Below are 22,923 nucleotides of genomic sequence, written 5' to 3' on the forward strand. Positions count from 1 at the left end.
AATACATTAAAAGCAACCTTTTTCAAAATTAACAAGGCTGCTTTTCTATTATTTAATTTACTTTTTTTGTGATTCAATGGTTTTATTTAATTGTTGCAATAATTCATCTGTTAGTGACAATTTTTTATAAAGATCTTCGATATTTTTCTTCCAATCTTCTTTTGCTTCTGAATCCGTTATTTTTTCTAGAAGATTAGTTAGTTTTTCATATAATTCTTTCTGCTTTGCAAGGTTCTTAGTTCATGTTTCTTCTGCTTTGGCTCTTGCTTTTTGTGAAAATTCTTCAATTAACTTATCGCCTTTTTTTTCTGAAAATTCCGTTATAAGTTCTTTTATTTTTCTAAGAAGTTCTTCATCAACATCTTTATGCATACTTTTTTCTTCTTTAAGTTCCGAAAATCTACTATTAATTTTTAGATTTATTTCGTTAGCTAAATTAAGCAAGAAGGAAAGTTCTGTTTTATCTTGAGCTACTTTTTCTCTAGTTAGTTTATTTATTTCATCTCCATTAAGTTTAGATTGTAAATCATCAATCTTTTTATTAACATCATTTCATTTTTTTTCATAATAGGCAAGTAACTCTTCAAATTTTTTTATAATGCCATTTTTATCATTTGGTATATTATCATCTTCTTTTTTGATATTTGATTGATCATTCTTTTCCGGTTTATCATCATGTTTATCCATAGGATCATTTGGGAGGGGTTTTTGTTCAGGTTTTTGTTCAGGCGTTTGGGGATTTTTTTCTTCTTTTTTATTGTCATGTTTTGGATTATCTTGTTGAGGATTTTTACTTGACTGATCTTCTTGCTTTCCTTCGCCGGGTTTTTGGGGATTCACTATTGGAGGAGTAGTATTATCTCCTTGATCTGGTGTCTCATGCTTATCAGGTTGTTTTTCTTTTGGCTTATTTTCAGGGTTGCCTTGATCGCCAGGTTTGCCGGGACTATGCGGATTGCTTGGTTCAGCTGGTTTTTCTGGTTTTTTAGGCCCTGGGTTAGATGGATTTGAACACGAAACCAACGCAGCTCCTGTAATAACTGGTAACGAAATAGATGTCAATGCTAATAGCAATTTATTTGATTTTTTCACTTGTTCTCCTTATTGTTAAATTCCTTATTTTGATAAAAAAGAATCTTTTTTGCTTTTATAGATATTCCATAATTTCAATTATATTATAAATGAAAAATGGTCTTATTTCTTAATAACTCTTGCAAATAAGATTTCGTTAGCCTCAGGGTACAAATTATCAAATTTGGCAAAATTAGTTATTTGTTCGTAATTAATCAAATCTATCTTAATAAAACTAAATATTTTTTTCATCTTTTGAGGCATGACAACAGATAACATTAAGGCTATGCTATAAATCCCGTTAAGCAAGGTATTTAAAACGCAATTAAGTCTATCTAAATCTTCCTTCAACAATCATGGTTTTGTTAAATCTATATATTCATTTAATTTCGAAGACAAATTAATAGCATTTTTAATTGCCTTATCAGCATGAAATTGATCAAATTCCTTTTTATATTCCTCATAATAAACACTTAATGAATCCAATATTTTTTGATCGATTTCAAGCAAATTATTCTTATCAAAGTATGTGCCGTTTGCAAAGTTTTGATTAACCATTTTGATAGTACGATTAACAAGATTACCAAAATTATTTGCCAAATCTGCATTTAGGACGTTAATTAAAAGTTCTTCACTAAAAGAAAAGTCATTATCGATATTAACCTGCGAACAAAAGAAATATTTAATTTCCTCAGCTCCGTATTTGTTAATTAAGGGAATTGGTTCCACAATGTTTCCTTTTGATTTTGACATTTTACCCTCGGTAGTAATAATTCATGAATGAACAACTTCTTTTGTCGGTAGATTGATATCAAGTGATTTTAAAAATATTGGTCAGTAAATTGAGTGAAAACGCGAAATTTCCTTCGCTAAAACGTGAACACGTTCATTACCATTACGCCAAAATTTATGATAATTATCATCGTTATTTGTTTCATATCCCAAAGCAGTTAAATAGCTGAATAATGCATCTAATCAAACATAAATAACATGTTGCTTTTCATCATTATTTTTTTGTTTAGGTACATTGATTCCCCAATCAAAGGAAACCCGAGTAATTGATAGATCTTCAATTCCTTTGGAAAGAAAATTACTCTTTAGCTCCTTGGCAATATTTTTATTAGTTAAAAAGTTAGAATTTATATCAAAAAATTCATTTATTCAAGGTTCCAACTTTTTCATATCAAAGAAATAGCTTTCTTCTTTAATTTCTTGAAGCTCATGACCTGATGTCGGGTGGTAATATCTTCCATCTTTATAGATAGCTTGTGTTTTAGTAAAAAATTCTTCATCGCTAACTGAATAAAGACCTACATACTTATCTTTAAAAATAAATCCCTTTTCGTACATTTTTTCGAAAATTTTAATAATTGCTTGTTCATGTTGTTTACTTGTAGTACGACTGTAGAAATCATAGTTAATTTTCAATAAATCTCATAAATCAATAAATTTCCGAGATTGAATATCAACGTATTCTTGAGGGGACAAATTATATTCCTCAGCTTTTTTTTGAATTTTTTGACCATGTTCATCAATACCGGTCACAAATAAAGTTTCATATCCTTGAGTTTTTTTATAATTTGCAAAAACTCATGCCAGTGTCGTTGTTAAGACATGACCAATATGTAAATTTCCGCTAGGATAATATATTGGAGTAGTTATATAAAATGTTTTTTTTGAATTATTCATGTTTTTCTCCTTTTTGTTTCATTGGGATATAAAGTTTTTGCGTTTCTAGGCGATATGAATGGTCGTTTTTATCATCATTATGAAGATAAATATTTGGTTCAAAATACGTGCCTCAACCCGAGTTAAATCGTGATTCAACTAAACAAAATTTAGGTTGAGAATTGATTCTAGTGAAAACTAGTTGTACTCTTTTTGGTTCAAAATTATATTTGCGCAATAATGATATTAAATCAATATATCTAGCAATTGGAAGCACAACACTAAAATACCCTTTTTGCTCAATTATTTTAGAAGATAAAGAAATAAGTGTTTCTAAATCTAAATTAATTTCATGTGTAGCCAGTTTTTGCGCATATGTACCAGTTTTTCTAACTTGATTATAGTTTTCATTGTAGTAGGGTGGGTTAGCAACAATTGAAGAGTATTTCTTAGCAAGATTATTCCCACATTTAAAAGCATAATCTTTTGCATATTCTTTAAAATCAGCTTCAAAAATTTTTATTTGGCCTTCCAAATTATTTAAACATACATTTTGCTTAGCCAGCAAAACTGCTTTAGGTTGAATTTCAACTGCGTCAATTTTTATTTTCTTGGATCTAGCAGCCATAAAGATTGATAATGCTCCATTATTTGTACCAACCTCGAGCATATTCGATACATTGCGATTAATTGAAACGAAATTACCTAATAAAATTGTATCAACAGAATAATTAAACATCTCCTTATCTTGATAAACAAAGAGGTCATTACCATATCCTAAGTTATTTTTAAAAACACCGATTTTTTTCATAATAACTAATTATAAATTAATATTTTTTTTGATACTACATTAAGTTAGATTAATCATTTCGTTTTAATAAAATGTTTAAAACCTCATAATTTATAAAAGCCTTATACATAATGATAAATAACAACAAACTAGTTATCAAAAAAACAAATATTTTCCTTAAGCAAATTAAAAACCAGAATGAACCTGGTTTTTAATTTGGATTTCTATTTTTTTTCATCGGGGATGTCATATATTTCAATGTTTGGGGCATAAGGTGAAATACCTTGTAATAAATTCTTGATAATTTCGTCAAAATTAGGTGTTGATTCTTTCTGTTGAGTTTTGGCATTTTTTTGCATTTCTGGTTGTTTTACCACAGGGGGTATTGGATTGTTAGATGTTTTATCGGCTTCTTCATCATCTTCGTACCATGGTTCATTATGTTCTTTTTCATTTTTTTGTGAAAAAATATCTAAATCACCATAAGATGCATCATCTAATGGAAAATCAAATCCATGATTGCCATCATCTTTAGTTTTGTCGTATTCTTTATATAAATTCTTGTAATAGAAGTTTTCAATTACATTCTTAATTTCTTCATTAGTTGGATCACCAAAATCAATTTCAATTTTTGGTGCTTCATTTTTTATATTATTTATAAGATTATTGTTAGTATTGATCGAATCAACTGAGTCTAGTTTAATTGCATTTTTAATTAATAGATCCTTAATTGGTTTATTTTGTTTTATTAAATCTGTAAGGACTTTTTTTGAATGATGTTTCTTTAAATCTTCATAAACAATTTTAATATTATCGCCAAACTGTTGATTTTTATCTTCATTTGGAGTTTCTGGTTTCTTTGGTTCAGCTGGTTTTTCTGGCTTCTTTGGTTCAATTGGTTTTTTTGGTTCTTCTGGTTTAGCAGGATTTGCACATGATAGAGCTATAACTGGTGTTGCCAAAACAGGTAAAAATCCTAGAAAAAGTAATTTGCTTTTTTTCATTTTTCTCCTTATGTTTAATTGAGTTTATAAAGCATATTTTATAGTATTTTTTTTTTTTTTTTTGTTTTGGCAAAATTTCATGATTAATGCTCTAATTATGACCAAAATTTTAGATAAGGCCAAGGCATTTATGAAGGCACTTTTTACTACTTAACATTAATCTAATTTACGTCATTGATCTAATAAAAATATATTTATTGCGAAAATATCACTAACATAAATTAGTTTTATTTAATTCGCTATTCAACCATTAAACTAAGAAATAAAAAAATAGCAAAACAGCCACTTTTTTGAACAAATTAATTTAATTTGTTCTTTTTGTTGTGGAATCAAAACCCTCTAATTTTAGTTTAAATTCGCGCAAAACTTCATTCTTTTGATTATTAAGAATTTCAACTATTTCTTCTGCACTTTTTCCTTCAGAAACTAGCCGTTTTCTTTCTGATTCAAGTAAAAAGTTAATAAATTCATTTGCAGCATTAATGCTTTCTTGAATATTGTTTGGATTAATATTATTTGCCAATCAAGGAAAATCAATTTGGCTATTTGAGGAAGGCAACGCCTCATAGTTATTCAATAAGTTAATACTACATTCCATTGCTATTCTATCAGTAAGTTCCTTAAATTTTTTTGAACCTAATTTAGTGTAAATTTGATATGGGTTTTTTTGAGCATACTGAACTAAATGAGTGCTACGACGCAATTTGTCCATAACATTAATATGGTCTTGCCATCCTGAATCAAAAACATTTAGGATAATATTTCTTTCTGATTTTACTAATGAAGTTAAACCATATTTTTCAATTATGTTTTGTCTTAAACGGTCATATTCTTTTTTTCAGATATTTGTTATATAATTTTTTAACTCTTCACGATCCATTTTTATAATTTCACCTGGTTCAAATTGATGCTGAGTTAATAGCATAAAATTACGATTTAGATATTCGGCAAAATTGTCAAAATCCATTGTGTCATTTTTCTTAACAAAATAAGGATTATTAACAATTTGCTTAACAGCCACATTAAACATCTTGTATATAATTGAACCCAAATCGTCTCGTTCCAAAATTAAGTCGCGTTGTTCATATATTAGGTCACGTTGTTGTCTAATAACGTCGTCAAAATTTAAAACACTTTTACGACTATCATAGTTAAAACCTTCAATTTTCTTTTGCGCTTTCAAAAATGCTGAACGAATTAATTCACCAGGAATAGGATTTGAACCATATTCCTTAAATATTTCCTTTCATCTATCTTGAACAGAAAATCTCAAAATTAATTGGTCATCTAACGATAAAAAGAATTTAGTATAACCTATATCCCCTTGACGGCCAGAACGACCCTTAAGTTGATTATCAATACGACGTGATTCGGCTTTTTCTGTTCCTAGAACGTATAAACCGCCATGTTCAATAGCTTCTTTTGTTGGCTTAATATCTGTTCCACGTCCTGCCATATTAGTAGCAATAGTTACAGCACTTGCTTGGCCAGCCTTTGAAATAATTTCAGCTTCGCTAGCATCCTGTTTTGCGTTTAAAACAGTATGTGGTATGCCTTCTTGCAACAAATATTCATGCAGAACCTCAGAATCTTCAACTTGTGCTGTTCCAATTAAAATAGGTTGTTTACGTTGAAAGGCTCTTTTTACTTCTTTAACAACGGCCATTCATTTAGAATGCATATCAACATAAATTTCATCTTTTTCATCTTTTCTAATAACTGGTTTATTTGTTGGAACAACATTAACACGCATATTATAGATATCAATAAATTCCTTTTCTTCCGTTTTGGCAGTACCAGTCATACCGCTAATTTTTTTAAATAATCTAAAGAAATTTTGATATGTAATAGTAGCAAGTGTCTTTGTTTCTGATTCAATCTCAACTCTTTCCTTCGCTTGAATTGCTTGCTGCAAACCTTCGGAATAGGCGCGCCCTTCCATAATACGACCAGTAAACGAATCTACGAGTTCGATCTTATCATTTCTAACAATATATTCAACGTCAAGCTTCATAACTTTATGAGCTCTTAATGAATTTTGAATTCTATGAACAAGCTCCGAATTTTCAAGATCATATAGATTTCTTAAATTAAAATATTTATTTGCTTTTTCAATTCCTTCATCAGTAAGATAAACAGATTTTGTTTCTTCGTCAATAAAGTAATCATTTTGGTTCAATGTTCTTACAAATAAATCTGCAATAGTATACATTGTACTTTCTTCATGATCACCACCGGATATAATCAATGGTGTTTTAGCTTCATCAATTAGAATAGAATCAACCTCATCCAATAAAATATAATCAAGTCCTCTTTGAACTTTTTCTTCTTTTGACATAACCATATTATCTCTTAGATAGTCAAAACCTAATTCTGAATGAACCGAATAAACAACATCACATGCATAAGCTTCTCTTTTTAAATTAGTATGCATTTGTGCTTTATTAATACCAACACTTAAACCGAGAAATTTAAAAACTTGTCCCATTTCCTCAGCATCACGTTCTGCTAAATACTCATTAACTGTTGAAACAATAACACTATTGCCACCAATAGCATTTAAATAAACGGGGGCGATAGATGTAATAGTTTTTCCCTCACCTGTTTTCATTTCTGCAACAGAACCTAAGTCAAGAATAATACCACCTATCATTTGCACATCATAAGGTCTTTTGCCTAAAATTCTTTTTGTTGCTTCACGTGAAACAGCAAAAACTTCAGGTCTAATATCATCCTGACTCTCGCCTAACCTAATTCTTTCACGAAATTCAATTGTTTTATTTTTCAGTTCCTCATCGCTTAATTTGGCAATACTTTCTTCTAATTGATTAATTTTTTTTAATGTTTGCTCTGCAATACGCATTTCAGTTGATTTGAATTTAAAAAATTTCATAATTTAATATTTTATATTAAATTTAGCAAAAAATAGACAAATTAAAACAGACCTATTATAAAGATCTGTTTTAATTAGATTTTGTATATTCTATTTTAACTCAATAATCTTAATGTGTCTTGAGTAAATATATTAGTTACACCAACAATTAAACCATAGATTATGAATCCTAGTATAACTAAACCAGCAACAACAACTGTTAAAATTCCTACAAAACTCAAAACTCTTTTTCCAACTTTTTTTGTTTTTTGTTGATCATTTATAATACTGTAATTTTTATAATCCATAGTTTATCCTTTTGTTGCATTTCCTTGTCTAGAAATAGCAGCCATAATTCTCTTTCTTAAAACAAAGTACACAATCATCATAGGCAAAATAGCTAAAATTGTAGCAGCCATTCTTACCGATAAAATTATTTGTGCTTCGCCACCATCTACTTCAACTCTACCGGTTGTAAATAATCATAAGTTAATTGGTGCATAATAACCAGCAGTTTTACCAGGTGCTGCATCTCACAATAATGCAGGTCATGTATATGAATTCCATGAAGCAAGAGCAGTCAAAATAATAACTGTTCATGTTGTGGCTTTAACCATAGGCAAAGCTACATTAAAGAAGTACTTAATTCCACTTGCCCCGTCAAGCATTGATGATTCCTTAACTGAATTTGGAATAGCTTCAAAAGCGTTTTTATACATATATGCATTAAAAATTGATGTAGCAAATGGGACAACCATTGAAATAATAATTAATGGATTTTTAGTACCGATTCAACCGGCTTTAGAAACTAACGTATATTGTAAAGACAATAAAGTAATTTCAGGAATAACTAACAATGATAATAGCATTCCGAAAAATGCATTTTTTCCTCTTCAATTTCTAAGAGATAATGCATAACCAAGTGTAGTTGCAAAGAATAATCTGACAACAACAGATAAAGCTGTAAATCCAGCTGTAAATACTAGTGCTTGTAGATAACCTTCCTGTAGTGATTGTAGGAAATTACTAAAGTAAAAACTAGTTCCCAAATTGCTGCCAAACTCTTTACCATTTGACAAGAATTTTTCATAATCAAATGGTCATCAAGCAATCTTTGAACCTGGTTGGCCATAAAACCTTGGATCAACAAGCGATTGCTCAATCATAAAGTAAAACGGAAGAACAACTAAGAAACTAAAGAATGTTAATATAGCAATTTTAAATGATCAAGAGAATATTTTGCCTCATACATTTGTTGTTGAATAAGGCTTGGACATTAATTCTTGTTTAGATTTTAAAGCTGATTTTTCTCTTTTGTATCTCAGCTTTAAGCTTGTTGATAACATTTCTTTCTCCCAATTTAGTTTTTAGTTTAAAAATTGATGATACTGATTTCTTCAATGTAAATGAAACTAAGGTACCTAGTATAAATAAGAACACTGAAGCAGCAGCGGTTCTTCCGAATTCTCCAGATTTTGTTGCTTGAAAAATGTAAAGCAATAACGTACTACCATTTTCTGTAATAGAAGCTGAGGCATCGTTATTATATAAGGCCAACGGAAAGACCTTAATACCATTAATAATTCCTATCGTAAATAAGAATGAAATTGTTTTTTGAATTGAAGGTAGGGTAATTTTAAAGAATTGAGACCCACTACTTGCGCCATCAATTGCTGACGATTTATATAAGTCAGGATTAACTGATAACATTGATGTGGTTAGAATTAACACTTGAAAGGCCAATCCTCCTCAAATCCCACGGATCAAGATCACTATAAAGGGATTTCATCTATTACCTGAACCATACAACAGTGGAAAGATAGCACCTTCACTTGTTTTACCAAAAATAGCTGAGAATGTTAGCGAAACAGCTACAGCACCAGTCATGTATGGCAAGAAGAAAACAGTTTGTCAAAAACTACGTGCATATCTTCTAATTACCGTTGTAATAGCAGAACTTATTAATATTGATATTGAAAGCCCTATTGGTAGAGCTACAACGGCATATAGCAATGAATTAACAACTGCTACATCAAATTTAGGATCATTAAAAACCCCTGCTTTTCCTTTTGTTTGATAATAATTTGCTATTGATCATCCGAATCCTCTAAATGATGTTGGGGCACGGAATGATACAATAATAACAAGAATAAATGGAATAATAATCATAAACGCCAAGGCAATTAAGGAAGGCAACATCAATAAAAATGGTTTTCAAAATGGTGTTTTAGTATTTAATATACTTAGAGCTTCCCCTGTCTTTTTGATACGATATTTTTTTCAAAAGTAAGTGTTCATTAAACTCTTTCCTTTGTATCAACATCAAACAAATGGTACAATTCTTTTCTTTTAATACTTAATCTAACGTTTTCACCAATTTCATATTTTGTTTTAGCTGAAAGGAAAACATTAGCAATCTTATCAATTGATTTTATATAAATTTGGGCTTGGATTTCTTTTCCTAGATATTCAACTAATTTAATATCACCAGTAATAATTCCGTTTTCGTCTTCAACCAACGATTCACCGCGAAATCCTAAGTCAATAGTTGCTTTTTTGTAATTTTCAGGGGCTTTAATTAATTTTTGTCCTTCGTAATATACATATCCATCTTTAATTGGTGTTTCAAAAATAGTCATTTCAGGAACACCCAGAAATTTAGCAACAAATTCATTTTTAGGCGTTAAATAAAGTTCCATTGGAGCGCCAATTTGTTGAACTTTGGCAGTAGACATGCAAATAATTTTGTCACTAATAGACATAGCTTCTTCTTGATCGTGGGTAACAAAGACTGTTGTAATTCCAAGTTCTTGTTGAATAGAACGTATCCATTTTCTTGTAGAAACACGTAGCTTAGCATCAAGGTTTGATAATGGTTCATCCAATAGAAGAATCTTTGGTTTCTTAACAATAGCTCTAGCAATAGCAACACGTTGTTGTTGCCCACCTGATAACTGCGTTGGTCTCTTACGTAAATTTTTAGTAATTTCAACTCTTTGAGCAACATCTAAAACATCTCTAATAATTGCTTCTTCTATTGTTAAAACATCTTTGCCTAAAATTCTAATTTCTTTTTGTAAATCATCCGGCAATAAAGCAATTAATTCATTTAATGACTTCTTTAAATTTCTTGTTTTTATATTATTGCTTTCTAAAATTGGAATAATTAAAGAGCGAATAGCTTCTTTGTATACTGTTTCCGTCTCAATCTTCGTATGTTTTAAACGTTCCTTAATTTGCTTAATTTGCATTCCGATAGGATCGATCTTTTGAACAACAATTTTTTCTCTCAAAATTTGTTTTGCTTCATTGACCTTTTGAGTATATTCAAGTCTGCTTTCATTATATCTTTTAACATACTCATTTTTAAGATTCTTAATCTTTTCTTTAAGATGTTGTTTAATTTCTTTTCTTTTATTAGAAAATTCAACTATAATACTCTTTTGCTTTTCAAATAAGTCGCCACACCCTGACTTATCTCTAACCATCATAATTTCAATTTGTTCTTTAATTTCACTTATTCTTGCAGCGCGTTCAATTTCTAAGTCATTAAGTAACTTATTTGTTTCTTCCCTAACATCTTTAATATCTTTTAAAACTTTTTTAGTTAAATTAGATAAGATAGCCGTTTTTTTAGTAACAATGAAATTATAGTTATTTACTTCATTATCAATAATATTGTTATATTGTGTTTTTAACTCAGTTAAATAATTTCTTGTTTCGCGCGGATTATCAATAGTGTGGTATAGTTTTGTTCTTGTTTCAGAAATAAGTTCTTCAGAAATACCATAGAACTTAAATATTAGTTCAAATATTTTTTGTTGAGCTAATTTTGATTTTTCAATAATTTCTTCTTTTCAGTGTTTATCATTCAATAGTGGAAATGCTATGTTATCATAAACAGTCATATGAGGGTATAAAGCGTAATTTTGGAACACTAACCCCAATTCTCTTTGTTGAGGTGAAAACTTTGTAACATCTACACCAGAGAAAAATAACTTTCCACTTGTAGGACGCAATAAGCCAGAAATGGCATTCAGAGTAGTAGTTTTACCTGAACCTGAAGGGCCTAGTAATGTAACTAACTCTCCTTTTTCAATCGCAAAAGAAGCATTATCAACAGCTAGTGATTCACCAAAGTCAATGACTAAATCCTTGACTTCGATCGCAGGAACTAATTTTTTAGCCTGATAACGTTCTTGTGAAAAACCGTGAATATGGCTTTGCGTTATTTTTTTATTTTCCTTTTTCATTTATTTTACTTCTTTCTTTGATTGTTTAGTTCCTAAAAATTCAAAAATATTATTTTGTGGATTAACAAATTTTTGTTTATTTTTTTTCTCAATATTAAATGGATACATAAATTGATATGCATCATTAATCAAATCAGAGCCATGGGCTTGATATTCTTTTGATAAATCAACTGGCAATTTAAATTTAAGGTTAAGGTCTTGACCGCCGACAGAAATATTAACACCTTCTTTAACATAAAATCCTTTATTGTTGAAATATCCGTCATTAAAAGCTCTTGCAGCATAAGGCAATAAATAAGATAATACTGCGCTCTTTTCAGTTTTTTCATAATCATTAACAAATGTTTTAAAATCTAAGGCGCCAATTCTTGGTAATGTCCAACCATTAGCCAACATTTCAATACTAAAGTTTTTTTCAAATGAATCGCCAAAGAATACATATGCAACGTATCTACTATATGAATTATTAGACCAATTATCAGATACTAGTCTTACATTTTTACCTTGAAGAATATTCTCAACATAAGCACTATCAAGATTTGATAATTTTCTTTCACGCTCTGTTGTACCCTTAGTATTTTGCTCTAAAGTATCAATTAATGGAATTCTAATCTTAATTTTTTGTCCATTCTCAAAGGTTGTTTTTGAGGTCAGATTTTTTTTGATTGTAACTTCAATAGTATCACCATCAAATACTTGAGTTACTTGCCCCTCAACAGCCCCAAAGTTTTCTCATAATGATAAAGCGATTTTTTTAGTTGTCCCTTTTTCCACATCATCAATAATTTCAGTTTCAATAACATTATCTAATGTTTTCCCAACACTGTGATAATTGCTAGGTTCAAATAAAAAAGTAGCATTTAATTTTAAATTATCATAGTATTCTTTTGTTTTTTCATTTTGACAAGAAACGGACAATAGTGGAAAGGTAAAAATTGGTGCTAATAAAAATAATTTTATTTTTTTCATTTCTTCCCTTTTGTTAAAAAACACAAAAATTTTGTATTTTTTTATTTTGATATTATGCAAATAATTTAAGAATTTCATTAATAAAATCTTCAAATTTAACTGGTTTTTTATTTAAAACCTTGTTAACAATAGCTCTACCAGCGGAACCAATTGATTCTCTTAGTTTATCAGAAGATGTTGAATAAACGTCTTCTGCTGGTTGATATTCATTGCTGTTTGTTTGGATTTTTTTGAAGTTTTCAAATGCAATTTTTGATGCTCTATTTAAACCTTTAATTTTATTTACATCTTGATTAATGTAATCTGCAGTTGGCGAAATATAGCTACTAAAGTAATTAAATGCTTCAATTGGCTTAACATCTTTGTATTCAGTAGGTTTGCCTTTATTTGTAAAACTTATTGATGTTAATTTTGTATTAAACAATCATTGCACAAATAATTGGGTTGCCTTATCTTCTTTTTCATTAGCATGAATCAAAACAAGTGAAGGTCCTTGAATAAATACTGATTTTTTATCTTTAGAAGCATCTTTAACCAATGGAGTACTAATTCAATCAGCATCTTTAAAATTCAATAATTTATCAGCGCTCAATACTAATTGTGAAATTAAAGTATTATCAACTAATACATATGAACTTCCATCATTAACAAATGTTGTACCTAATGGAACTACTTTCTTTATTTCTTCAGCACTAAGTGCAATTTTTAGTGTACTTGATAAAACTAGGTTATTGTTTTCAACGCTTCCGGCTAATAAGCGATATTTATTATTTTTCTTAAATTCATCAGCTAATTTTATCCCGACTTCATCAGATACTAATTGTTTATCATATTGGCCAACAGTAGTACCTTGTGATAATTTATTTGCATAGATATTATTTATATGTTTTCCTGATTTGAATTTTAATACAACATCATTGCCATCTTTATCGCCTTTATTTACAAGTTCATATAATTTTTCAACTTTATTTTTTTGATCCTTAATATAATTTATTGTTTCTGTATCACCACTTATATATGTATGTGAGTATCCGGCTGTTGAACCAATGCTTATTGCCATATTATGTTTAGTTAATAAGCTTGAACCAAAAGATCCACCACCGCCAATTCAAACTGCTCCAGATTTAATACCATCAAAAATAGTTTTTGTTATTTTTTTAAATAATTCATTTTGGAATGTACCATTTTGTTTAAATGATTCATAATCATACCCACCAGTAAGATCATGACCTGATGAAGGATTAATATATTGTGCACTTGCATTGCCTTTAGTGATAGCAACATTCATAACATTAACAGCTGATGCTAATGAGTCAATGCCTAAAATAGGTTTATTTAAATCACTTGGATATAATTTTTTGGCAGCAATAGCAAAATTAATTAACTTATCATATTCTTGAAAAATTGAGTCATCTAGTGTTAAATTTAGTTCTAAGATACTTTTTTTAGCAGCTTCCATATCAGTAGCTTTGCTCTTTGCTCACTCAGTGTCTACATATTTAGCATCACTCTGCGATGTCTTTCCATAATAATCAATATATTCTTTAACTTTTGTAGTTGAAGCATCTTCGCCCATTTTTACACCAGCTTCTTTTAATTCTTTTAATAATTTACCTAAAAGAACTTTATTAACTGATTGCATTTCAGAAGATCTTGAAAATGGAACTACTCATTTTTCTTTTGATTCTAGATTACCACCAATTTCATCATTAACATGCTTAAATGCTTCGGCAATATTCAAATTTTCATAAACATCATTTGGTAAAGCCAAATTCATGTCCAACTTTGCCAATATAGATGCAGCAGTTGGGTAGTTAATCATTATATTTCAAAATTCTTTTGTTTCTTTTGCACTTAATTTAGTTTCTAAGGCATTTGTTGAATAACCATTTGGTGTAAAAACGATTTCAACAGGTAAATAACCTTTTTCAGTCTTTTTAGCTTGTTCTTCAGCTGAACCAGATTTTAATCATTTGTTAAATTCACTAACAATAGTTTTTAATCCAATACCTTGAACATTATTTTCAGAAAAACCAGTAGCAATTTTTAATTTGCCATCATAAACTTGGTCATATCTAGCACTAGAATGTGAAGGACCACATGATGCCAAAAACATAGGAACTGCAAAAAGTGATAAACCACTTAATGAGAATAAAATTTTATTACTTCTTTTCATTATTTATCCTTTCATTTTTTTACTTAAAAACAAAAAACAATAACGATCAGAAAACTAATCGTTATTGTTCAGTTGTGAAATGTGAGTTTTGATTTGTGTAATTCACAATATAAATTTTACTACTTTTTAAATTTTATTAATTTAATAAAAGCGACGGATTTTTATCAATTCTTTCGATTTTAGACCTAAAAATAGCATTTAAATTGCTAAGAAACTTATGCAAATTAATTTTAAAATATATTATTTTTTCTAGGTTTTGGCTAGTTTAACATTTTTTGAACTATATTTCTTCACAAATGTTCTTAATTTTATTAACGAATGATTTAATGATGATCTTGACTTATAAATTTTTTTATTAGCCAATAGTTCCACCAGGTTAGATAGACTACTATCAAGATTATTTTTTTTAATTTTAAAAAAAGCTAATTCCTGCTTAGTAAAAAGAAATGTTAGGTTATTTTTTTGCACAAAATCATAGTTTTCTAAAAACTGGATATTAGCATTAGCAATTCGTTGTTGATTATATATATCAAAGTTTGTAATGCGATTTATATTATTAAAATAATCTCGTTCAATTTTATATTCTTCAAGTTGATAATATGAATTAACCGTTTCAATGGCTTTTAAAAAATCACAAATATGTTCAATTTTTTTTAAATAAATTAAAAATTTATTTTCTCTTTTTAATAATTTAAATTCAAGATTATATTTATTTAGTATAGTCAAACATTGTAAAGCATTATCAAAATTATAAAACTTCAATTCAAGATGATTTGAAGAACTCTCAAAATTTGAGACTGAGCCCGATGCCAAAAAGATGCCAGAAAAATATTCACGTTCATATTTTAATTTTCCGTTATAAAAATCTGCAATTTCAATAACAAATTCATTTTTTCTTTCTAAAAAATAAGGAATTGATTGTTCTACTAAAAGCTGCTTAATAAATTCAAATATTATTTTATTATTAATGATTAATTTAAAAGCATTTTCTTCTATTTTTGACGTAGCAAAAACACCACTTAACAAGTTTAATTTATCTTGTTTTTTTAATGGTCTATTTATAATTTCTTCTTTGATTGTTTGAGTAAACGTTTTATTTCCCATAAGTTTATTTTAGTTATATTATATTAACACATTTTTAAATAAATAAAATATGTCCTTTATTGTGGAACATATTTTATTTAAAATTATTTTATTTCTTTTAATTGTGGAAATAAGAGAATATCTCTAATTGAATCATTTTGAGTTAGAAGCATTACCAAACGGTCGATCCCAATTCCGCAGCCACCTGTTGGCGGAAGACCATATTCTAAAGCGTTAACAAAATCTCAATCAATTTCGTTTGCTTCTTCATTACCGTTTTCTCTTTCCTCAAGTTGAGACTCAAATCTTTCTAGCTGATCTATAGGATCTGAAAGCTCAGTAAACATATTAGCAAATTCTTTGGTTCCAATAAATAATTCTGCTCTTTGAGTAAAACGGTCATCATCTAATTCTTTAAATGCTAAGGGGCTAATCTCAATGGGATGGCCATAAACAAATGTAGGTTGTATTAATGTTTCTTCGATATATTTCTCAAATAGTTCGTTAATAACGTGACCTAACTTATAATATTTTTGCGTCTTGATTCCATGTTGTTTAGCTAATTCAAGGGCCTGAGCATCACTTAAATTACGGACATTAATTCCTATTTTTTGCGAAACGGCATCAACCATATTAATCTTTGCAAAAGGGTATTTAAATTCTATTTCATAGCCGTTAAATTTAACATTTTTAATATTTAACTTTGTGGTTAAGTGTTTAAATACGCCTTCCGTTCTTTCCATCATTCCTCACATATCTGAATATGCTTCATAAAATTCAATTGAGGTAAATTCAGGATTGTGTGTACTATCAACCCCTTCATTACGGAAAATACGTCCAATTTCATAAACTCTTTCCAGGCCACCAACAATACATTTTTTTAATGGCAATTCTGTGGCTATTCTTAAATAGAATTCACGGTTTAAAGCATTATAAAATGTTTTAAAAGGTCTGGCTGCAGCTCCACCTAATATTGGTTGCAATACAGGAGTGTCAACTTCGAGATAATCTAAATTATCAAAAAATTCACGTACACCTTTAATAATTTTGGTTCTTAAGATAAAAGTATTTTTTGATTCTTCATTAACTATTGTATCAACATAACGATGTCTACGTCTTTCCTCTGCATCAACTAAACCATGGTATTTATCAGGTAATGGCTTTAATGACTTTGTTAATAAAACAAGTTTTGAGGCCTTGATCATTAATGCTTCAGTATGGGTTTTAGAGATAAAACCCTCAACACTAATAATGTCACCTAGATCTAATTGTTTTAAAACTTCTTGAGAAAATTCATCTAATATTTTTTTATCAATATAAATTTGCATTTTACCATTGCGGTCCTGTAATACTAAAAAAGGACCACGTTGAGCGACAACCCTACCATTAAAAACAACAAATTTATTTTCAGCATCAATTGCTTCTCTTGTTTTGCTTTCATACAATTTCATTATTTCTTGCGATGAAATTGTTGGTCTAATAGTTGAATTAAATGCTCTAATATTTTTTTGCGCTAAGATTGAAATTTTGTTTCTTCTTATTTGTTCTTGTTCTGAATATTTTCTTTCCATAAATTTATATAATCTTTCAAAATAATATCCTAATCGTAATAAGGAATGATGTGAATATGTGTTCTAAAAATTGCTTGTCCAGCAGCTTCATTATTATTTATAACTAATTTGAAACCAGAAGCATTAAGCTTATCTGTTTGTAATAAAGCTAATTTTCTAGCTTTTTTGACCAATTTAACCAAGTCTTCCTCTTCGATATCATATAAGTTTTGCGAAAACTCTTTTGGTACAACCAAGAAATGGCCTTTTTCTACTGGATCAATATCTAGAAAAGCAATAACATCAGCGTCCTCATAAATAATTGTTGCGGGTATTTCTCTATCAATAATTCTCTGGAATGTATCTTTTTCCATAATTTTCTTTTTTTTAAATTAATCCTTCCACTTTAAATAATTCTAAAACAATCGGGTTTAGCTCTGTTAACTTAAATCCTAGATTGTCTATTATGTATTTATTAGCCTCTCTAAACAAAGTGTTTCCTTTTGAGACAACAATATAGTTAGCAATAATACTTTGTTGCGTTGCATCATTTCATGGGGTATTTTCAAAAGTAAAAATTTTCTTATCAACAATTTCATTTTTTAGATTTTTTACTTTTTTAGATAAATATAATGGTGCTAATTTAATTACATATGAAGCATCAATTTTTTTATCATTAATAACATCGATAAATGTTGGATACTTATCTAGGTTATAATCATTTGCATTAGTTTGGTCTATAAATTTCTTATCCTTATATTCTAATTCAGCACTAAAATCGTAATAATGTCTCGATCCAAGTTCCTTAATACTTAATCTCATTGGCGCTCTTAGAATTTGACCACTAAAAGTTATCGAGTCTTTTAATTCAAACATAAGGGTATATTTTTTGCTTTCTAAAGTTATTTCTTTAGTAAATACTTTTTCATTATCATTTTGTCTTGTAAGGCCTTCAAATTCAATATCCTTAGCATTAAATACTTTTAAATTTTCTTCCTTATCTTGTTTAGATTTAAGTGATGCTGTGGCCTTAATTTTTGGTAACTTCTTTTCTTGAGCAAGAATTTTTGCTAATTTAAAATAGTCCTGGTCTAATACTTTTTTAGTTTTTGGATCTACAAAACCAAAAACAGGTGAAGTAAATTTTTTGGCTGTGTAAAATGAGTTTGATAAATCGCCTGTTGTTTCCGAATTAGCAACAATTCCGTTAAATGCTCTTAATGTTTTAAGTTCAAATCCTTCTGAATCACCAGTTTTTAAAATATATTCGGGATATTTGGCAACCGGATTGTAATCATACTGTTGAGTTTTTTTAGGATTATATGATGCTAGATTGTTAAAATCGTTAAAGGTTGAAATATTTGCCTTACCAATTCTTAAATTCATATCTTTTGTATCAGTAAATGATCATCTTTGGATAAGTGGGTTTTCAAGAAGATACTTAATTAAATAAAGATTATTACTTGAAAAATCAAGAGCATCATAAATATCTTTTTTTAACAATGTAGTTGAATCTTTCTTTATTTCCTCTTCGAGACTTACTTGATATTTATCTAGGCCATTTTGATTAACGGATAGTTTTTTAAACTCATCTCTTGATTTTAATAGATAAATTTTAGAAACTAGCATTTTTTCTAACTCTAATCTAAGATTTTCCTGCAAGAACTTAGAATTCTTCATTAAAAATATAAATTCATCTTCGCTAGGAATATTTTCAGGGGCTGGATTATAGGCGCTAGTATCAATATTTAATCGAATAAAATCATGTTTTAGATTTCAAAACTTTTGAGCATCAGTATTTAGTGAAACAGAGGCATAATATTTAAATAAGTCATATAAATCTTTATGAAGTTGATTATTTTTATTTTCAATCGCAGAAGCAATTTTGTCTTTTTGATTAATATTTTTTAAATCATTAACATAAAATTTTTCAAGATATGTATCAATAACTGATAAAATCATTTGATTCTTTGATGTTTGCTGTTTTAAAAAACCTGATTGATAACCCGGGGTTTCAGCATTATTTTGTGATTTATTATTTGCACATGATACTAGTAATGGAACACCAGAAAATATTAGAGGTGATAAACTAAGCAATACTTTTGAAAGTTTTTTCATTTTTTTCCTTTCCTTATAAAAATTTTCTATTCTAAAACATATTTAACTATGATGTCAAATAAATAAGAAATAATATCTTTATTATCATGTGGTTTAATTATAAATTTATTTGTATTTGTATCATATTCGAAGTCAGCTACAAGATTATCATTAATTTGTTTCTTAATAAAATCTTTTATTTGACCATATTTTTTATTTACAATAGTTGCCTTATTTGTTTGTTCTAGTGTTGAAATATAGTTTAAAGCTCCTTTAATATCTGCATCATCAAAGTTTTTTTCTTTATCCGAATCAATAGGAGTAAATTTTTGTTGTTTTAAATATTCTTTGAATGTATCTTGTGAAAGAAGATCGTTGATTTGGTATGTAGTATCTAATATATCGGCAAAAATAGTATTTAAATTAAATAATTCACTAGTAAATGTATTTTTGTAATTTGCTTTTGATTTAATTGCTAAATCTTTAACAATTAATTTTTGAACAGCTTCCACTGTATCAAACTTGTGTAAATTTTGAATTAATATCCCTTTTGGAGATACTGAAACAAAATTTTCACCGACCTTGTAAATAGCGTTAATTTTATTGTCCTTATTACCATTCACAAATACATCTTTAAATGCATTACCAAATAATTTGTTAAATTCCTTATCTTCAAGGTTATTAATTATTTTCTCAACTTCATTATTATACTTAGCATATTCCTCAACGTAATCAGCATTTTTTTCTTTTAAAGTAGGATCTGCATTCAATGCACTCTCAAGTTTTGACTTAAATTCTGTTTCAAGATTATTATAACCACTAAGCGATTTTAAAACCTCAATTAGCTTTTTCTTTAAATCCTTAAACAAATTATCCTTTTGAGTATATTTATAAATACCTTTATCAATTTGTGCGTCACCTAGTAAAATTGATAGTAGCCCAAAATATGAAGATGGTTCACTTGAAGAAATTGCTTGTTTTAAATTAACAAAACCCTTTGATCCAAATTTTGAAGCATTTGCCTTATCGGCTGATAAATATTCAATTAATGTCTGGTCATTTTTTGCATGTCTTTCATCATCTGAAGTAATGTTATCGTTTTTTATTAATGTGCTAAATCCTCTAAAATCATTTAATGCATCAATTGCAAGTTTTAATTTATTGTGCGTATTATCTTGCGGATATGCTGAAAACTTAAGAAGATTAATTATTTCAGCCTTTGTTACAACCCATGGTTTTTCAGCACCGGTTGTATCTTGATGAGCAGATAATGAAAATTCTGATAAAATGGCTTGTTTTCTGTCGATTCATGGCTTGATAAATCTTTCAGGATTTCTAAATTCCTTAACAAATGATGTTGTAACAAACATCGGAATTTTGATTGAAGCTTGTGAATTTGTTTGTGACTCAATTGAATCCTCTGCTGGCAATACATAATTTTTGTTTTCATGAGCAAAAGGCAAAAATATTTTTTGGCCTTTTTTAGCTATTTCAACTTTTTTGCCATTGTATTCATAAAAAACATCTTTATTGGCTAGGATACCATTTTTTAATTCATTGTATGTTCAATCAGTATTAACTTCGGTTTTATATCTACGATAAGCATTTTTGTTGATTTCTAAATTAACTCGGTATTCCAAAGCTTGTTTCTCATTTTTTGACGATCCTCATGATGGCTTCGAAATCTCTTCTAAGAATTTTTCTTCTCATTTTTGTTCAAGGCCATATTGCTTTTGATACTGTCTTTTTAAATCATCAATTTCTTTTTGCACTTTTTCTTTAATTTTATCAATCGAATCTAGGGCAAAAGATTTTTCATCTGTTTTTGCTTTGTCGGCATTATAAACTGCTTGATATCATAATGAAGCCTCATACTCTTTCTCATAAAGATATTTGGCAATGTTTTTTTCAATAGAATCAAAAATATTTTTGTTTTTATTTGTTAGAGTAGGATTTTTGTCTAGCTCGCCATATGTTAAAGTTTTAATAGAACCATCTGGTTGAATGATTTTAATAATTGAGCTTTTTTCATCCAATATCGGAGTTGGAGCAGGTAGGGCCTTCGAAGCTTGAACAAGTGGAATAGAAATACCAGCTGCTAAAACAGCTGAAATGGCGGTTGCTCAAAAAGTTCCTCAAATGACCTTTTTTCTCTTAGCTTTTTGTTCAGTTGTTATTTGTTTTTTAAATTTTTCTGACATATTTGCCTTTCATTCTGAATATAGTAATGTACAAATAAAAATATTCATATTTAATTAATTAAATAAGATAACAAAATTTTACCACTTTTTACATATATTTTGCTAACAACAAAACCAAGTTAACACAGGCAGGTTAAGCAATATTTAGTAGAGAATTAGCAAATTAAATAAATTAAGGTAAAAATAAATTTAAATTATAATTTTAAAATATGACTAAAATTTTTAACCATAAACTTGACATCTTGAAAGAATTTATTAATATTTGTAGTAAGCATGAGCTCTGATATAGTCTTGATTTTAATAGTCTTTTAGCAGTGGTTAATAACCTGGAATATTGAAATGAAACTGATCATTATGAAGTAATGATGACTTTTGAATCATATGAAAAACTAAGACAATTATATCCTCACAAGGTAATTGATTCGGTCAAACACTCTGACTATTATTCGTTACAAAATAAATTTGTTGAAGATAGTAAAAATATATACAATGATTGCCCTTTTGTTGATATTAATTTAATCATTCCCACAACAATTAAAAAAATAAAAAAGATGTATAAATTTTCTAATAAAAGTAAAAGCTTTATACAATATTATGCCACTATGAATTATTCAAATATTCCTAAAATTAAAAACAAAATTATTATTTCTAAATTCCTAAAGGCTTTAAAAAAATCGATAAACTATAAGGATTTAGTAAATGATCTAAACGATGATATGTATGAAGGTTTTGTTATAACATCACCAATAATTAATCATTTTTTTCTAACAAAATGATTAACAAATACTAACTATAACATTCGTATTTTTGAAAAAGATGGGCTAAAACTTCATGTTATAAATGAATATCAAAATTATTTAAGAAACATCTTTGGAAGTGATTGAAAAAACACTAAAGAAATTGCAGTTCCATATCACTTTGGCTCATGTATCGACATTATAAAAAGTGTTTCTAACAACGATGATAAATAATTAAGATTTTCTTAAATTAAAATAAAAAACCAGTTTATTACTGGCTTTTTTTCTTCAACTAATTACGCTCTTTTTTCGGCTATTCTTCTTTTTTTGGTTTGAGTAGCAACTTTTATTCTAGCAATACCAAATACAATTGCTGAAACAATTATTAATATTAGCGTAATACATATGAATACAAGTAATACTATTTTCGTCAATGTGAATGCAGAGATAAA

17 protein-coding genes are annotated in these 22,923 nt (G+C 28.3%); 1 reads left to right on the forward strand and 16 read right to left on the reverse strand.

Translation table 4 applies throughout. The annotated features are described in order from the left end of the window. Positions 1–57: 57 nt before the first annotated feature. From ACSH4Z_RS02065 to ACSH4Z_RS02140, 16 genes are all read right to left on the reverse strand, one after another. Positions 58–1,092, reverse strand: a complete 1,035-nt coding sequence (locus tag ACSH4Z_RS02065; RefSeq protein ID WP_438340329.1) for a hypothetical protein — start codon at positions 1,090–1,092, stop codon at positions 58–60. A gap of 102 nt (positions 1,093–1,194) precedes the next feature. Further along, positions 1,195–2,760: a methionine--tRNA ligase gene (metG, locus tag ACSH4Z_RS02070; RefSeq protein ID WP_438340330.1), complete on the reverse strand. Its 1,566-nt coding sequence runs from the start codon at positions 2,758–2,760 to the stop codon at positions 1,195–1,197. Further along, positions 2,753–3,550 carry a tRNA1(Val) (adenine(37)-N6)-methyltransferase gene (locus ACSH4Z_RS02075; RefSeq protein ID WP_438340331.1) on the reverse strand — a complete coding sequence of 266 codons (798 nt, stop codon included), beginning with the start codon at positions 3,548–3,550 and terminating at the stop codon, positions 2,753–2,755. The genes metG and ACSH4Z_RS02075 overlap by 8 nt, the downstream gene beginning before the upstream one ends. Positions 3,551–3,753: 203 nt before the next feature. Next, complete coding sequence (locus tag ACSH4Z_RS02080) at positions 3,754–4,533, reverse strand: hypothetical protein (RefSeq protein ID WP_438340332.1); 780 nt, start codon at positions 4,531–4,533, stop codon at positions 3,754–3,756. Between the two features lie 304 nt (positions 4,534–4,837). Next, on the reverse strand, positions 4,838–7,426 hold the full coding sequence (secA, locus tag ACSH4Z_RS02085; protein WP_438340333.1) for a preprotein translocase subunit SecA: 2,589 nt from the start codon (positions 7,424–7,426) through the stop codon (positions 4,838–4,840). A 95-nt stretch (positions 7,427–7,521) separates the two neighbouring features. Then, the gene (locus ACSH4Z_RS02090) at positions 7,522–7,713 is read right to left on the reverse strand and encodes a hypothetical protein (RefSeq protein ID WP_438340334.1); all 192 of its coding nucleotides are present in this window, start codon (positions 7,711–7,713) and stop codon (positions 7,522–7,524) included. Between the two features lie 3 nt (positions 7,714–7,716). Continuing rightward, complete coding sequence (locus ACSH4Z_RS02095) at positions 7,717–8,751, reverse strand: carbohydrate ABC transporter permease (protein ID WP_438340335.1); 1,035 nt, start codon at positions 8,749–8,751, stop codon at positions 7,717–7,719. Next, on the reverse strand, positions 8,693–9,703 hold the full coding sequence (locus ACSH4Z_RS02100; protein WP_438340336.1) for a carbohydrate ABC transporter permease: 1,011 nt from the start codon (positions 9,701–9,703) through the stop codon (positions 8,693–8,695). Before ACSH4Z_RS02100 ends, ACSH4Z_RS02095 begins: the two co-directional genes overlap by 59 nt. After that, positions 9,703–11,658 carry an ATP-binding cassette domain-containing protein gene (locus ACSH4Z_RS02105; RefSeq protein WP_438340337.1) on the reverse strand — a complete coding sequence of 652 codons (1,956 nt, stop codon included), beginning with the start codon at positions 11,656–11,658 and terminating at the stop codon, positions 9,703–9,705. Before ACSH4Z_RS02105 ends, ACSH4Z_RS02100 begins: the two co-directional genes overlap by 1 nt. Beyond that, entirely contained in the window at positions 11,659–12,627 is a 969-nt protein-coding gene (locus ACSH4Z_RS02110) for a thermonuclease family protein (protein WP_438340338.1), read from the reverse strand. Between the two features lie 52 nt (positions 12,628–12,679). Then, a complete protein-coding gene (locus ACSH4Z_RS02115) occupies positions 12,680–14,803 on the reverse strand; it encodes a P68 family surface lipoprotein (RefSeq protein ID WP_438340339.1) in 2,124 nt (707 codons plus the stop codon). Positions 14,804–15,052: 249 nt separating this feature from the next. After that, positions 15,053–15,907 (reverse strand): DNA-binding protein WhiA, encoded by an 855-nt coding sequence (gene whiA, locus ACSH4Z_RS02120; protein ID WP_438340340.1) that lies wholly within the window; start codon positions 15,905–15,907, stop codon positions 15,053–15,055. 83 nt (positions 15,908–15,990) lie between these two features. Further along, positions 15,991–17,457 carry a lysine--tRNA ligase gene (gene lysS, locus ACSH4Z_RS02125; protein WP_438340341.1) on the reverse strand — a complete coding sequence of 489 codons (1,467 nt, stop codon included), beginning with the start codon at positions 17,455–17,457 and terminating at the stop codon, positions 15,991–15,993. Between the two features lie 29 nt (positions 17,458–17,486). Beyond that, a complete protein-coding gene (gene hinT / locus ACSH4Z_RS02130) occupies positions 17,487–17,810 on the reverse strand; it encodes a histidine triad protein HinT (RefSeq protein WP_438340342.1) in 324 nt (107 codons plus the stop codon). 13 nt (positions 17,811–17,823) lie between these two features. After that, on the reverse strand, positions 17,824–19,554 hold the full coding sequence (locus ACSH4Z_RS02135) for a HinT-interacting membrane complex lipoprotein P60 (RefSeq protein ID WP_438340343.1): 1,731 nt from the start codon (positions 19,552–19,554) through the stop codon (positions 17,824–17,826). Between the two features lie 26 nt (positions 19,555–19,580). Continuing rightward, positions 19,581–21,734 carry a HinT-interacting membrane complex protein P80 gene (locus ACSH4Z_RS02140; RefSeq protein WP_438340344.1) on the reverse strand — a complete coding sequence of 718 codons (2,154 nt, stop codon included), beginning with the start codon at positions 21,732–21,734 and terminating at the stop codon, positions 19,581–19,583. 209 nt (positions 21,735–21,943) lie between these two features. Here ACSH4Z_RS02140 and ACSH4Z_RS02145 point away from each other — a divergent pair, with 209 nt between their 5' ends. Further along, entirely contained in the window at positions 21,944–22,705 is a 762-nt protein-coding gene (locus tag ACSH4Z_RS02145; protein WP_438340345.1) for a hypothetical protein, read from the forward strand. The last annotated feature ends 218 nt before the right edge of the window (positions 22,706–22,923 follow it).

Origin of the sequence: Mycoplasma sp. 125 (assembly GCF_051549845.1) — a bacterium.
GTDB lineage: Bacteria > Bacillota_I > Bacilli_A > Mycoplasmatales > Metamycoplasmataceae > Metamycoplasma.